At 70.2% G+C, this 14,553-nt stretch carries 10 protein-coding genes and 2 pseudogenes; 9 read left to right on the top strand and 3 right to left on the bottom strand.

Annotation, left to right across the window (positions count from 1 at the left end):
• Positions 1-97: 97 nt before the first annotated feature.
• Complete coding sequence (locus ACZ7SW_RS19965) at positions 98-1,057, top strand: LysR family transcriptional regulator (RefSeq protein ID WP_470231898.1); 960 nt, start codon at positions 98-100, stop codon at positions 1,055-1,057.
• A gap of 35 nt (positions 1,058-1,092) precedes the next feature.
• A complete protein-coding gene (locus ACZ7SW_RS19960) occupies positions 1,093-1,956 on the top strand; it encodes an alpha/beta fold hydrolase (protein WP_470231897.1) in 864 nt (287 codons plus the stop codon).
• 92 nt (positions 1,957-2,048) lie between these two features.
• On the opposite strand, the gene ACZ7SW_RS19955 is transcribed toward ACZ7SW_RS19960, so the two are convergent.
• On the bottom strand, positions 2,049-2,954 hold the full coding sequence (locus ACZ7SW_RS19955) for a LysR family transcriptional regulator (protein ID WP_470231896.1): 906 nt from the start codon (positions 2,952-2,954) through the stop codon (positions 2,049-2,051).
• 111 nt (positions 2,955-3,065) lie between these two features.
• On the opposite strand from ACZ7SW_RS19955, the gene ACZ7SW_RS19950 reads away from it, so the two are divergent.
• From ACZ7SW_RS19950 to ACZ7SW_RS19930, 5 genes and pseudogenes are all read left to right on the top strand, one after another.
• Positions 3,066-3,851 carry an alpha/beta fold hydrolase gene (locus tag ACZ7SW_RS19950; RefSeq protein WP_470231895.1) on the top strand — a complete coding sequence of 262 codons (786 nt, stop codon included), beginning with the start codon at positions 3,066-3,068 and terminating at the stop codon, positions 3,849-3,851.
• Positions 3,844-4,644: an SDR family NAD(P)-dependent oxidoreductase gene (locus tag ACZ7SW_RS19945; protein WP_470231894.1), complete on the top strand. Its 801-nt coding sequence runs from the start codon at positions 3,844-3,846 to the stop codon at positions 4,642-4,644. Before ACZ7SW_RS19950 ends, ACZ7SW_RS19945 begins: the two co-directional genes overlap by 8 nt.
• A gap of 32 nt (positions 4,645-4,676) precedes the next feature.
• The gene (locus tag ACZ7SW_RS19940; RefSeq protein WP_470231893.1) at positions 4,677-5,486 is read left to right on the top strand and encodes a sugar phosphate isomerase/epimerase family protein; all 810 of its coding nucleotides are present in this window, start codon (positions 4,677-4,679) and stop codon (positions 5,484-5,486) included.
• 30 nt (positions 5,487-5,516) lie between these two features.
• Positions 5,517-5,894 (top strand): annotated as a pseudogene (locus ACZ7SW_RS19935) (MFS transporter); the annotation flags it as partial.
• Between the two features lie 73 nt (positions 5,895-5,967).
• Positions 5,968-6,792, top strand: a pseudogene (locus ACZ7SW_RS19930) (MFS transporter); the annotation flags it as partial.
• A gap of 1 nt (position 6,793) precedes the next feature.
• Here the strand turns inward: ACZ7SW_RS19930 and ACZ7SW_RS19925 are convergent.
• A complete protein-coding gene (locus tag ACZ7SW_RS19925) occupies positions 6,794-9,514 on the bottom strand; it encodes a BTAD domain-containing putative transcriptional regulator (protein ID WP_470231892.1) in 2,721 nt (906 codons plus the stop codon).
• Between the two features lie 143 nt (positions 9,515-9,657).
• Between ACZ7SW_RS19925 and ACZ7SW_RS19920 the strand changes: the two genes are divergently transcribed.
• Entirely contained in the window at positions 9,658-10,125 is a 468-nt protein-coding gene (locus tag ACZ7SW_RS19920) for a hypothetical protein (RefSeq protein ID WP_470231891.1), read from the top strand.
• Positions 10,126-10,229: 104 nt separating this feature from the next.
• On the opposite strand, the gene ACZ7SW_RS19915 is transcribed toward ACZ7SW_RS19920, so the two are convergent.
• Positions 10,230-12,020 carry a dihydroxy-acid dehydratase domain-containing protein gene (locus ACZ7SW_RS19915; protein ID WP_470231890.1) on the bottom strand — a complete coding sequence of 597 codons (1,791 nt, stop codon included), beginning with the start codon at positions 12,018-12,020 and terminating at the stop codon, positions 10,230-10,232.
• Between the two features lie 637 nt (positions 12,021-12,657).
• Between ACZ7SW_RS19915 and murJ the strand changes: the two genes are divergently transcribed.
• Entirely contained in the window at positions 12,658-14,478 is a 1,821-nt protein-coding gene (murJ, locus tag ACZ7SW_RS19910; RefSeq protein WP_470231889.1) for a murein biosynthesis integral membrane protein MurJ, read from the top strand.
• Positions 14,479-14,553 lie beyond the last annotated feature (75 nt).

The following is a 14,553-nucleotide window of genomic DNA, read 5'->3' as shown; positions in this document are numbered from 1 at the left end:
GGGAAGGTCGATCACGGACCTTCCCAGAGCACACCCGCAGCGCCGCGTTATCCATCGCAATATCTTACGAATGCCGTCACGATACTTTTTACGTATCATGACGGCCGTGGAAGCTCGTCACCTCCGGTACGCCTTGGCGCTCGCTGAGCACCAGCACTTCGGCCGCGCCGCCGCGTCGCTGGGCATCGCGCAGCCGCCGTTGTCGACGCAGATCGCCGCGCTGGAGCGGGAGGTTGGCGAGCGGCTTTTCGACCGCACCGCGCGCGGCGTTCTGCCCACTGCCGCCGGGGAGGCGTTTCTCGCCCGGGCGCGCGGCGCGCTTGCCGAGATGAGCCTCGCGCTCGTCGACGCGGGCCGCGCGGCACGCGGGGAGACCGGGCGGCTGCGGCTCGGATTCATCGGGTCCGCGCTGCTCGACCCGCTGCCGGGGGTGATCGGCCGGTTCCGGAGGAGTCATCCGGAGGTGCGGATGACTCTGCAGGAGCTGGACAGTTCCGCCGGTTCCGCCGCGTTGCTCGCGGGCGAGCTGGATGTGGCGGTGGGGCGCGGCAATCCCCGGGGCGCGGGCGCGGAGCAACTGGTCACTGTGCCGATCGGTGCCGACCATTTGGTGGCCGCGGTCTCGGTAGGACATCCCTTCGCCGGGAGCCGGTCCGTCGACGTCGAGCAGCTCGCTCGCGAGCCGCTCGTGGTCAGCGCGGACGCGGCGGGCTCCTATCTCAGGTCGCTGTTCGAGCCCACCGTCCTCGACGGTGCCACGCTGGCACGCGACATCCACACCATCGCCGGGCTCGCCGCCTGCTCCGCGGGGGTCGGTCTCGGTCCGGAACGGATGCGGCTGATCGCGCGCAAGGACATCTGGTTCTGCGCCGTCGAGCCGAAGTTCCGGCTGCCGGATCTGCAAATGTCCTTCAGGGTGACCGATTCCTCGCCGGTGCTGGCCGCTTTCCTTTCGGTGGTCCGGCAAAACTGCGCCGACGTCGGCGGCCGGCTCGACGAACTGCTCGCCCGGCATCCGGCCGCCACCGGGCTGCAGTCGGCACTTGGCGTCTCGTGACAGGTGTCAACACTCGATGATTACAAGGGAGAAGCATGCTTCGGGACGCGCTCGAGTCCGTGCGTTTGGACGACGTCGAGCTGGCCTACCGCGTCGTCGGTGACGGGCCGGAACTGGTCGTGCTGCTGCACGGATGGCCGCAGACGCACGCGTGCTGGCGCCGGGTCGTCGAGCCGCTCAGCCATGGCCGCACCGTCGTCGCCCCGGACCTGCGCGGTTACGGCGCCTCGGGACTGGCCCGCTCGGGCGGCTACGACAAACGCGCCACCGCCGCTGATCTGAGTGGTCTGGTCCACCATCTGGGGTTCGAGTCGGCGGTGGTGCTCGGCCACGACCGCGGTGCCCGCGTCGCGCACCGCTGGGCCCTCGACCGCCCCGCGGACGTGAAAGCGCTGGCGCTGCTGGACATCCTGCCGACCAGGGTGGTGATGAACTCGTTCGACCGCGATTCCGCGAGCGCGATGTGGCACTGGTTCTTTCACCGGAACTCGGAGCTGGCGGCGAAGCTCGTCTCCGGGAATGTCGAGGCGTACCTTGGCCATTTCCTCGCCAGGGTTCGCGAAACCGGCGCGGTCGACGAGGAAACCTTCCAGCAGTATGTCAAAGCGTTCGACGACCCGGCGCGGCTGCACGCGTCCTTTGAGGACTATCGCACCGGCTTCTCGGTCGATCTCGCTCGCGACGAGGCGCACCACGCCGCCGGGGCGCGGGTGCAGGCGCCGTTGCTGCTCCTGTGGGGTGCCGAAGGGGGCCTCGGCGGGCACGACGTGGTGAGTGTCTGGCAAGAACACCACGCCGATCCGTCCGCGGTGCGCGGGCATGCGGTCCCCGGCGGGCACTACGTTCCGGAAGAAGCACCGGGGGCGGTCGTGGAGGCCGTCGAGGCGTTCCTCGCGTAATGGCGGAACGGGGCGTCACCTAGACGAAGTGTCTCGAGCACGCTGCTGGCTGCTCGGCTGACGGCTCATCGGCGAACTCGTGGCTCACCGGTTCAGCCGACGAACTCGTAAGTGGGATCGTCACGGTAGCTCTTGGCGGTTGCCCGCAGGCAGCCAAGCAACACGTCGGCGTGCTTCAGGTCGTTCCCAGCCCAGGCGGCCCACGTCCGCATCCAGTGCTCGGGACGCTCCGCGTGCAACGGAATCCAGTGCCATGCGGGGAACCACTTCCGGGCGGACGTCGCGCCGATGAGCACGGTGTCGACCTGTGAGCTGGTGGCGATCAGTTCGCTGTGTTCGGAGAACGCGCGGAACAGCCAGTCGACTTCGGTGCCGCTCGCGGTCGCCGCCGCGCGCAGGCTGACCTCTTCGCCCTTGGCGGAATGGGCCATGACGCGCAACCCGTCGAGATCGGTGACGTCGAGCTGCTTCCGGTCGCGGGGCCCGGTGCCTTCGCGGAAAACGCAGCCGAGTCGTTGCCGGAAAAGGAGTTCCTTGTGGAGCTCCGGCGGCTGGGTGTGCACGAGGCTCAGGTCCAGCAACCCGTTGAGCAGCAGCCGGCGCTGTTCCTCGCTGGTGGCTTCGACGATCGCGAAATGGATCTCCGGCGCGGCCTCGCGCACCGCGGTCAGGTAGGCCTCGATCCAGCCCGCCGGGATCCCCGACGGGACTCCCAAGTGGACTAGGCGGCGGGCGCCGGCAGCGGCCTGGAGGACCTCGGGGACCCGGTCGACCAGCTCGAAAATGGACAACAGGTGATCGCGCAGGCCCTCGCCGACCGCGGTCAGCTCGGTGCCGGCCGCGGTGCGCCGCAGGAGCTGATGCCCGAGCGACTTCTCCAGCTGGGCGATCTGCCTGCTCAGCGTCGGCTGGGTGATGTGCAGGGCCGCCGCGGCGCGAGAGATGGAGCCGTACTCGGCGACAGCGCGGAAATAGTCGAGTTGGCGCAGCTCCAGCATGAACCGATCATATGCCTGCCAGGCATGGTGGGGTCGAATGATAGGCATTTGATCTATAACTGCTGGTCAAGCAGGATCGGCACAGCGAACAGGACGAGCGGGAAGGAAGCGATGACCGTGCTCATCGAGCTGGCTTTCGAGCGGCTGCCAGGGCCGGAGCGGGCTCCGTTCACGTTCGTGCTCGTCCACGGCTGGGCGCGCTCGCGTTCGGACTGGCATCCCGTTCTGCCTGGACTGCAGCGGATCGCTCCGGTCGTGCTCGTGGACCTGCGCGGGCACGGCGAGTCCGAGCCGGGGCCGGACCTGCGGCTGCCGCAGGTGGCGGCCGACGTGCGCGCGCTGGTGGACCGGCTCGGTCTCGGCCGCGTGGTGCTGGTCGCCCATTCCGCGGGCAGCGAGGCGGCCGCCTACCTCGCCCGGCAGGAGCCGGAGCACATAGCCGGGCTGGTCGCGATCGACCCGGCGTTCGGCCTCCCTGACGAGGACCGGGCCCGAATCGAGGGGGTCGCTGAGCGGCTCCGGCGCGAGGATCCCGTCGCGGTCGCCCGCGAACACTTCGCCAGCCACGGGCCGAGCCCGGTGCTCCCCCGCACCGGCGACCTGGTCGACGCCACGCCGACGACCGTCCGGGAGCTGTTCATCGAGTTCGCTTTCGGCCCGGAGGCGCTGCATTTCCAGTCCCAGGCGAAGGAGTTCTTCGCCGGTTTTCCCGTCCCGCTGCTCACGATCTACCGGAACGGCGAACGCGCCCGCCTGGCCCGCGAGTTCCTCGCGGACGCCACGATCAAGGTCTTGCCAGGCGGGCATTGGACCCACCACGAACATCCGGGCGACGTGGTGGCCGCGATCGCCGAGTTCCTGTCCCCCGCGGAAAAGAAGGAAACACACCATGACTGAACCCCACCGTGTCGCCATTGTCACCGGAGCCGCGGGAAAACTGGGCACTGCCATCGCCGAACGCCTGCTCGAAGACGGCGTCGCGGTCGTGGTGGCCGACGTCAAGGCGGACGCGGCGGAGGCGACCGCCGCCGAGCTGCGCGCCAGGTTCGCCCCGCCCGCGGTCGGCATCGCCGCCGACCTCGGGTCCGTCGAGTCGATCGAGGAGCTGATCGCGGACGTGGGCAGGCGCTTCGGCCGGATCGACGTCATCGTCAACAACGCGGCCGTGAACCGCCGCTCCACGCTCTCCGAGCTGTCTCCGGACGACTGGAACCTCATGAGCGAAGTGAACCTGCGCGGCCCGGCGTTCCTTGTCAGCAGGGCACTGGAATTCTTCAAGGCGCAACGCAGCGGCGCGGTGGTCAACATCGCCTCGCGCAACTGGGTTTCCGGCGGGCCGGTCGCCTACACCGCCATGAAAGCCGGGATCGTCGGTTTGACCCGCTCCTTCGCCACCGAACTCGCGAAGTACAACGTCACCTCGAACGCGGTCGCGCCCAGCTTCATCCTGACCGACTTCACCGCGTACGACCGCGACGAAGAGCAGATCCGGCGTCTCACCGCGGAATACCAGGCCATCACTCCGATGCCGCGGATGGCGGAACCCCGTGACGTCGCCGAGGCCGTCGCTTTCCTGGCCTCGCCCGCGGCGTCGTTCATCACCGGCGAGGTCCTGCACGTATGCGGCGGCGCGCAGCTCGCCCCGCTCCCGCAGACCCCGCTCGCCGCCGAACACCCGGCCCAGCCGTGAAATTCGGCGTCGGGACGATTTGTCTGCCCACAGTGGACATCCCCGAATGCATCGCCCAGGTTCGCGCCGCGGGGTTCGGCGGGATCGAATGGCGGGTCGAGCCGCGCCCCGGCAGCGTCCGCGACCCCAAGCCCGCGCACCCGTACCTGGTCGACCACCGCGCCACTCTCCCGCTGGACGTGACAACGACGGAGGCGGTCGCACGCGACACGCGCGCGGCGGGACTCGACGTGATCGGCCTGGCGCCCTACATCGAGGTCGGCGACACCGAGACGCTCCGGCTCGCGTGCGACCTGGCAACGGCCGCCGGCGCTCCGCAAATTCGGCTGCAGGCACCGAGAATCTCGCGAACGGGAAAGTCCTATTCGGACTTGTTCGAGCAAACCGTCGCGTTCTTCGGGGAGATCGAGACCGCCGCGAGAGCGGCCGGCATCCGCGCGCTGCTGGAGATCCACCACAACACCATTTGCCCCAGCGCCTCGCTCGCGCACCGCGTGGTCTCGCGCTTCGACCCCGCGTACGTCGGGGTCATTTACGACCTCGGCAATCTCGTCTTCGAAGGCTATGAGGCGCACGAGATCGCACTCGACCTGCTCGGCGACTATCTCGGGCACGTGCACTTGAAAAACGCCGCGCACTTCCGCTCGCCGGGCGGCGGCTGGCAGGCCGGCTGGACTCCGCTCGAGGACGGTGAAGTCGATGTCCCCCAAGTGCTTCGGCTCATCGACCAGCGCGGCTACCCCGGCTGGGTCTCGGTCGAGGACATGAGCCTGGACCGCCCGCCCGTCGCGACCCTGCACCACAACGCGGCCCAGCTCCGCGAGTGGGACCTGCTGCACTGAGCTTCCCGTTACTGGACAAGGAGGTCCACAATGGACGCGACAAAGTCGCCGTCGGACACGGCGGTGCCCCTGGCCGCGAGAGCGTCCCGCTACCGATGGGTGATCCTCGCCGTCTGCTGGCTCGCTTACACCCTCATCTACATCAACCGCACCGCCTGGTCGGTGGTCGCGGTCGACGCTTCGCATTCCATCGGGCTGCCGGTGGCCCAGCTGGGCATCTTCGCCACCGCGATGTCCATCGGGTACGTGGTCACCAACATCCCCGGCGGAATCGTCGCGGACCTGATCGGCGGCCGCCTCGCCGTGGGGATTTCCCTTGTCCTGGCCGGAATACTGACGTTCGCCTTCGGCACGGTGCACAACCTCGGCGTGGGGATCGCGATCCAGATCCTCATCGGGCTGGTCAGCGGCGCCGACGTCGCGTCCTTCACGAAACTGCTCAGCCGCTGGTTCCCGGCGCGCGAGCGGCGCCACCGCGTTCGGGCTGTACATCACCGCGACCGCGTTCGGCAGCGTGATCGCCAACGCCTCCATCCCGGCGCTGATGGAGGGCCTGGACTGGAACGGGGTCTACTACCTGTTCGGCGTGCTCACCGTCGTGGCGGGCATAGTCTGCTGGGTCCTGCTGCGCAACGACCCGCCTGTAGAGGTCGAGCCCGTCGAAAGGACGGAAGCTGGCGGACGCCTCGGCTTCAAGGCGATGCTGAGGAACCGCAATCTCCTGTCGCTCGCGGCAGCCGGACTCGGCATGCAGTGGGCCACCCTGGGATTCCTGGCCTGGGGCAACTCCCTGATGGTCAAATCGCTCGGGCTCTCGGCGGGGAAGGCCGCGCTGGTCATGGTCATCGTCAGCACCACCGCGATCGGCGTCAAACCTCTGGTCGGCTTCCTGTCCGACCGCCTGCGCGGCACCCGCAAAGCACACCTGACGATCCTCAGCGGATACTTCGTGGTCATCCTGATCGTCTTCGGTCTGGTGCGCGACTACACCGTCCTGCTGATCCTCGCTCCTTTTCTCGGTTTGGGCGTGTACGGCTACACGGTGCTGACCAACTCGACCGTCCCGCAATACGCCGACCCACGCTTCGTCGGCGGTGCCTTCGGCCTCGCCAACACGGCCTGGCAACTAGGCGGCGTGTTCGCACCGATCGCCGTCGGTGCCGTGTTCAGCGCGACCGGCTCGCTGTTCCTGTCTTTCGGCGTACTGGCTATCGGCCCGTTGCTAGGTGTCTTGCTGCTTCTGCCGATTCGCGAACAGGCAGCGCGAACGGCGGCTGGGGTGCACGGCACCGGTCATCCGCACTGAGTCATCGCACGGACAGGGCATCGGCGAGCCGCTCCTGCAGCCGGGCGTGCCGGAATTGGTACACCGCCCCAACCTGCCGCAGCACGCCGCGGCGGTGTGCGTCGTCGAGGAAAGCCAGGAAGTCGAACGGGAGGTCGCCGCGAGCGGCCAGCCACAAGCGCGTGCAGCTGTAGGCGCCCCAGGCCCGGGACAGGCAGACGCTGAGCCCGACGGCCAGTCCGAACAGACCGCCAGCCACCGCCGCGTCGGCGAGGCTGGGGGTCTCCTGGATCACCTGGCCTCCGATCAGCGCCCCGGCGATGCCGTACGCGATGCTGCCGGGCTTCGACGCGAAGTACCGGCCGAGCAGTGCGGCGGCGATGCCTCCGGCGAGGCTCAGCACCACATCGAAGCTGCCGTCCAGGAGCTGGATGGTCGGCTCGTCCTGGGTGAGGCGCAGCGCGAGGCCGTAGAAAAGGCTCAGTGACACCGTGAACGCCAACGTGAACGACAAGGCCGCGGACCGGTCCTGGCGCAATACCGCGCCGGGGCTGGACACTCGGGTGGCATCCAGCGGAGTGCCGAGCCAGACGTGCACGCCGACGGCCAGGCCGAACACCACCGAAACGAGGCCGATCACCCCGGCCGGCAGCGACCAGCCGAAGCCGAGGCAAGCTCCCGCCACCGCGCCGACCGCGAACCGGCGCGCGAAGCGGCCGGCGATCCCGGTGAACCTCGCTTCGACCCGCTGCGGGCCGGGACGGCGCCCGGTGCTGTGCGTGAAAACGCCGGCGGCACCGAAGGAAACGCCGTAGATCGCCGCAGTGACCGGGTTCGCGGCCAGCAAACCGGTGAGTGCGAACAACAACGCGGGCGGCAGGCCGAGGCAAAGGCCCACGGCGAAACGCGGCAGCGCCCTGTCCAGCCGCCACCAGGCAAGATCGCGGGTGCGTTCGCTTTCGAGCCGCCGGGCGAGGAAGGACAACCAGCGTTCGGCGCGCTCCGGGTCGTAATCGCGCGACCGGCCGAGCCGGTACGCATAAGCGGACGGCAGGTAAGCGTCGAGCAGGTGCCGTTCGATCGCCGCGCGATCCGGAAACCGGGCTGTGTCGCAGAGTTCGCCCGGATCGGCGGCCGGGCCGGCGTAGGCGCTCCGGGCCAGGTCGACCATCAACGGCGTGCGCAGCGCCTGGGCCAGCACCCCGGCCGGCTCCCGCCTGAGCCGCTCGGCCAGCGGCCGCCACCGGGTCTCCCCCGGGCCTCGGCACCCGGTCAGGAACTCGACGGCGTCTTCGATCTCCACCGGTTCGAGCTCCACCACCGCGGCCCTGGCCAGGAACGAGCCCGCGGCCCGCACCGCGAGTTCGTACTCGGCCCCGCGACAGGTCACCACCAGCGGCCGGCCCGCGCCGACGGCCTGGTCGAGGGCGTCGATCGCGGCGGTGAGCGAACCGGGCGGCATCTCGTCCAGGCCGTCCAGCACCGGCACGACCCGGCCTTCCAGCACCAGGCGCAGCGCGGCGTCCGGACCGTAGGCGGCGGTGTTCGCCAGGCCCGGATACTCCTCGACCAGTCGCCGGGCCAGCCAGGCGTCCAGGTGTTCGCGACGCGGGTTCCACGACGCCAGCGTCAGCAGCACCGGTACCGGCTCGCCCGGCGGCGGGTCCGCGAGCAGCCCGAGAACGAGGAGGATGGCCAGCACCGACTTGCCGGAGCCGGGCTCGCCCAGCACCACCAGCTGCCGCGACGGGACCCGCCGGTACTTGGCCACCACGTCGGTCAGGTCGCCGCTGAGCGCCAGCCGTTCCGGGTCGCCGCCGCGACGGTCGCCCAGCACCGCCGACGCCGCCGCGGCCACCTCGCGTTCGGTGCTCGACCAGCGCAGCGGCACCGGCTTCGGTCGATGCAGCGCCCGCATCTCGGCCTCGGCCGTCCACTGCCGGGCGATCGCCGCCGCGAGTTCCCCGGCCGCGCGGTCCAGGTCGCCGGCCGGGACCGGTTGCGATCGGTTCTCGCCGCGGAGGATGCGTTCGTGCAGCTCGCAAACGGGCGCGCCGGGATCGATGCCCAGCTCCTCGGCCAGTCCGGTGCGCAGCTTCCGGAACACCTCGAGCGCGTCGGCCTGCCGCCCGGCACGGTCGAGCGCGAGCATGAGCTGGGCGTGCGGCCGTTCCCGCAGCGGATTCTCGGCCACGACCTCCGCGAGTTCGTCGATGACCTCGCGATGCTGCCCCAGCGCGAGCTGCCATTCCACGCACGATTCGAACGCGTCCAGGCGCTGCTGGTCCAGCCGCGCCACGCGCCCGGCCAGCGCGCCGGTGCCGAGCTCGTCGAGGGCCGGGCCGCGCCACAACTTCAGCGCCGCCCGGATCTCGCGCACTCCGTCGCGCAGTGCGCCCTTGGCCGCCTGCCCTCGCCCCTCGGCGACGTGCTTCGCGAACCGCAGCAGGTCGAGCTGCTCGTCAGTGACGACGATCCGGTAGCCCGAACCGTCGGTGACGATCAGCCGCCGCTCGGTGTCGCCCAGCCGGTCCCGCAGCGCCGACACGCAATTCCGCACCTGTTTGGCCGCGGTCGCCGGCGGTTCGCCGTCCCACGCCGATTCGATCAGCCGGGCCATCGAGACGACCGAGCCCGGCGTCAGCAGCAGCGTCGCCAGCACCCGCCGATGCCGGGCGGCCGGCAGCGCCAGCCGACCCCGAGCCGTCCAGATCTCCAGTGGCCCCAGCACGCGGAAGTCCATCGGCCCCCTCCTCGCAGCCGCGATCTTAACCCGGCCGACCTGCGAGAGGACCGCACCGTGACCGGGCGAGGACGGGTCCCGGCAGCGTGGTGCCCGTTCGGTCGCCCATTCCGGCGGCGGCCGGATCGGAGGGAGAACTTCACATGTCCAGGATCCGCTCCGCGGTGGCTCTCGCGGCTGTCGCGACCGGTCTCGCCACCAGCGTCGTGCTCGCGCCGGCGGCCAGCGCGGCCAACCCGACCTGGGCGGTAACCGCCCTCAAATCGGGCGCCCCGCTCGCCAAGGCCAACGGCGACTTCGCGAACAACGGAGGCGTGTACGCGACGGTCGGCATCAACTACGTCGATATGGCCAACAACGGAAAGGGCGTCTACGTCGAAGTAGAGTTCTGGTTCTACCGGATCTACGGCCCGGGTCTTCCTTCGGTGTGGGAGAAGGTGGCCACGAAGCAGACCCCGCGCACTCAGCGCATGAAGTACGTGCCGACGAATCTGTCCAACCGCCTGCCCGGCAACGGGCACAGCGCCCGGGCGAAGATCAAGGTGTGCGAGGACGTGCCTGGCCGGGGAGACGTGTGCTCCCCGCAGGCGCAGGTGTCCTTCGACTACTGACAGCGGTTCATGGCTCCACACCCGCCTCGGCAGAGGCGGTGGGCACCGGCCGATCCTGGTCGGTGCCCACCGTCGTGAAAACTGAACGGCCCGCCCGGGCCGGGTCAGCGAACGGCCTCCGCCATCCCCGCGCCGTCGATCGCGGAGGCAGCGAGTGCGCGCATGCGGCGGAGCAGGCGGGACGTCACCGGGCGAACCAGCGGATGGACGCCGCCGTTCGCGTCGGCGGCTTGCTGCCACTTCTCGGTCCGAGCCTGGCGGACGGCGGGATCGGCCAATTCGGCGCATTCGAGGGTGTCGGTGTTCAGGTCGACGGTGATCGTGTCGCCGTCCTCGACGAGGGCGATCGGCCCGCCGAGCGCGGCCTCCGGGCCGACGTGCCCGATCACCAGCCCGACCGATCCCCCGGAGAACCGCGCGTCGGTCATCAGCGCGACGGAGATGCCCTTCTTCCGGCACAGCGCGGTGATGCGGGAAGTCGGGTCGAGCATCTCGGGCATGCCGGGAGCGCCCCTCGGGCCTTCGTAGCGGATGACGACCATGTCCCGGTCCGCGAACTCGTCGGGCGTGTCGATGAGCGCCCGCAGCAGGGCCTGCTCGCTGTCGAAGACACGCGCCCGTCCCTCGAACCGGCCGTCGACGACGCCGGACTCGACTCCGGCCAGCTTGATCACCGCGCCGCCGTCGGGGGCGAGGTTGCCCGACAGCAGCCGCAAGCCGCCCGTGGGCTTGAACGGTTCGGCGACCGGGAAGATCACCCGCCGGTCCGGGGCGGGCGGGTCGAGCCGTTCGACTTGCTCGCTGAGGGTCTCGCCCGTGCAGGTCAGGGCGGAGCCGTCGAGCAGGTCGTGCCGGAGCAGTTCCCGGACCACCGCCTGCAGGCCGCCGGCCGCGTCGATGTCCACCATGCTGTACCGCCCGAACGGCCGGGCGTCGACGAGCACCGGGACGGTCCGGGAGAGCCGGTTGAACTCCTGCTGGGTCATGACCTCGGTCCAGAAGTCGAGACCGGCCGCGCGGGCGATCTCCGGCGCGTGCAGGACCACGTTCGTCGAGCCGCCCAGCGCGATCGCCACGACGGCGGCGTTGCGGAACGCGAGCGGAGTGGCCAGCTGGCGCGGCGTTATCCCGCGCTGCGTCATGATTTCCAGGCAGTCCACGATCTGTTCGGGGAACTCCTCGACCCGCCGCGGGTCCTCGGACGCCGGCGACACCATGTGCAGCGGCTCCAGCCCCAGCACGGCGATGAAGGACTGCATCGTGTTGTAGGTGAAGATCCCGCCGCAGCTGCCGTGCCCGGGACACGCGTTGCGCGCCCACCGCTCGCGTTTGGCCTCGTCCGGGTCCCCGGCGACCTGGAAGCAGCTGACCAGATCGATCGTCTCCCCGGTTTCGGGATCGGTGCCCGGACGGATGGAACCGTCGGAAACCACCACCGCGGGCACGTTCCGCTCCAGGATCGCCGCCGTGGCCCCGACCGGAGGCTTGTCGCACGCCACCACGGCGACGACCCCCTGGATTTCGCTGCCCTCGAAATGCAGCGACAACCCGTCGTTCGTCGTCTCGCGGCCGATCAGCGAGTACCGCATCTGCGGCGTGCCGTTGCGCTGGCCGTCCGAGATCCCGCCCGAGTAGTTCGGAGCCAGCAGCCGGACGGGCAGGTCGCGCTCGCGGATCCGGCGCGCCAGTGCCTCGTGGATCGCCGCGGCTTTGTCCGTGACGCCGACGTAGCAGACGCTGTCTCCCAAGGTGCCCACGACGCCCCACGCGTCCCCGTGGATCTTGTCCACGTCCTGCCCCAGCGACCGGGCCGTGGCCACCGCCTGGCAGTCCTGGCCCGGTCGCCACACCGCACGGCGGCTCGACTCGTCCATCAGCTCTCCTGTCGTCGACACGATCGTCACCATGGTCGCAGATCCGGCGCGGCGCGCAGCTCGGGCGAGGCGAGCCCGCACAGCTGCCAGCCGAGCCGGTCGGCTGTGGGTCGCCAGCCGTGATCGCGGCCTGGTCGGGGGTTGCCCGGGGGAAGATCGACGCGTCGACCACGCGCAGGCTGTCGACGCCGAGCGCCCGGCGCGGGATCGGCCAGGGTGTCGCGCTTCCCGGGTGCCTGTCCGGCCCGTGCTGGTCGCCGTCGCGTCATCGTCCACAAAGGATTCGGAGCCATCGGTCGCGGATTCCCACGGCTCAGCACGGCGGCTTGCGGCGTCGGCCTGGGCACCGGCGCGCGCGAAGTGACTAGCCTTGGGATCGAATCGACCGCCGACGATGGGGCGCACGTTGGACCAAGACCCGGGGTGGCCACCCGAACGCCCCGCCGAACGTGTGACTCGGCGGCCGCCGCCGGAGCGCTCGACGACGCCTGACCAGCAGACCCGCCGTGTCCCACCGGCGGCGAACCGGCCTCGCAGGCAACTGCCCCCGGGCGGGCACCAGCCCCCGGGCGGGCACGAGCCGCCGCCACGGACCCCGCTGCCCGGCCAGCGGCGGCCGCTGGTTCGGCCGTGGCAGCAGGAGCGCCAGCAGGACAGCATGCCGTTCGGCGCGCCGCCGCTGGCGCCGAACGATCCCGACGCGACGGTATTCATCCCGCGCATCGGCGGGGTGCCGGCGAGTGCGAAGTGGCCGGTAGCCGACCCGGACGCGCTGCGCCCGTACGACTCGCTCGCCACCCGGATGTTGCCGCGGCCGCCCAGCAGCGCGCCGGCCGCCGAGGGTCCGGGGCTCGACGCGACCGTCTACGTGCCGCGCGTCGAGCCGAAAGCGGCGCCGCCGTCGATCGCGAAGTCCAGCGGGCGGATGGCCATCGCCTCGCTGGTCAGCCGGATCACCGGATTCCTGTGGAAGATCATGCTCGTGTGGGCGATCGGCACCGGCGTCGAGAACGACTCGTTCAACATCGCCAACACACTGCCCAACGTCGTGTTCGAGCTACTGCTCGGCGGAGTGCTCAGCAGTGTCGTGGTGCCGCTGATGGTGCGGTCGCAGGACGATCCCGACGGCGGCGCGGCGTATACGCAGCGAATGCTCACGGTGGGCCTGACAGTCCTGGCCGTGGGCACCGTCCTCGCGGCGGCCGCGGCACCAGCGCTGACCTCGCTGTACACGGAGCAGGGCGGACAAGCCAACTCCGCGCTGACCAACGCGTTCGCCCGCCTGCTGCTGCCCGAGATCTTCTTCTACGGCGTGTTCGCGCTGCTGTCGGCGATCCTCAACGCCAAGCACATCTTCGGCCCGACGGCATGGGCTCCGGTGATGAACAACGTCGTCGTCATCGCGACCCTCGCGCTGTTCATGCTCATGCCGGGCAAGATCTCGACCGATCCCGTGCGCATGAGCGACCCGAAGCTGCTGGTGCTCGGCATCGGCGTCACGGTGGGCATCGTCGTGCAAGCCGCGCTGCTGGTTCCGCCGCTGCTGCGGACGGGGTTCCGCTTCAAGTGGCGCTGGGGCATCGACAAGCGCATGAAGGAGTTCGGCGGTCTCGCTCTGTGGATCCTCGGCTACGTCGCGGTCAGCCATATCGGCTTCACCGTCAACACCCGGGTGCTGACCAGCGGCGACCCGGGCGGGGTGACCATCTACTCCAACGCCTGGCTGCTGTTCCAGTTGCCCTACGGCGTGATCGGGGTGTCCCTGCTGACCGCGATCATGCCGCGGCTGTCCCGCAACGCCGCGGACGGCGATGTCCGCAAGGTCGTGGCCGACCTTTCCTACGGGTCGCGCATCTCCACCGTGATGCTGGTGCCGATCGCCGCCGTGATGACGGTGGTGGGCGGGCCGATCGGGGTCGCCCTGTTCAGCGGCGGCGCGAACTCCGCGGCGGAGGCGGGCCGGCTCGGCGAGGCGCTGGCGATCTCGTCGTTCGGGCTGCTGCCGTACGCGCTGGTCATGCTGCAGCTGCGGGTGTTCTACGCGATGAAGGACGCGCGCACCCCGACGCTGATCATGGTCGTGATGACCGCGGTGAAGGTTCCGCTGCTGTATCTGTGCCCGGCGTTGCTGGACGCGCGCGACATCGTGCTGGGCACGATGCTGGTGAACTCCCTGACGTTCGTGGTCGGCGCGATCATGGGCCAGGTCTGGTTGTGGGCGAGCCTCGGCAACCTGCGCAGCAAGCGGGTGCTCGGGGTCATCCTGTTCACGGTCGTCGCGAGCGGGCTCGGCGTCGCCGCGGCTGTCGTCGCCGGCTGGCTCGTGCCCGACGCTGGAGTCCAGGCGACCGCGTGGCTCAAGCTGATCCTGCAGGGCCTCGTCGGACTCGCGGTGTCGTTCGGCGTGCTCGCGGCGCTGAGAGTCGAGGAGCTCGCGCCCGCGACGAAGAGGTTCCATCGGTTGGTGAAGCGCGGGTGACAGCCCTCCCCGCCGTCTTACTGTCCACAGTGGACAATTGAGTCCCACGTCCTGCTAGTGCAACCGCGACGGGCC

The sequence above is a fragment of the Amycolatopsis sp. NPDC114484 genome (assembly GCF_055633755.1).
This window is presented reverse-complemented; position numbering and strand designations above follow the sequence as displayed.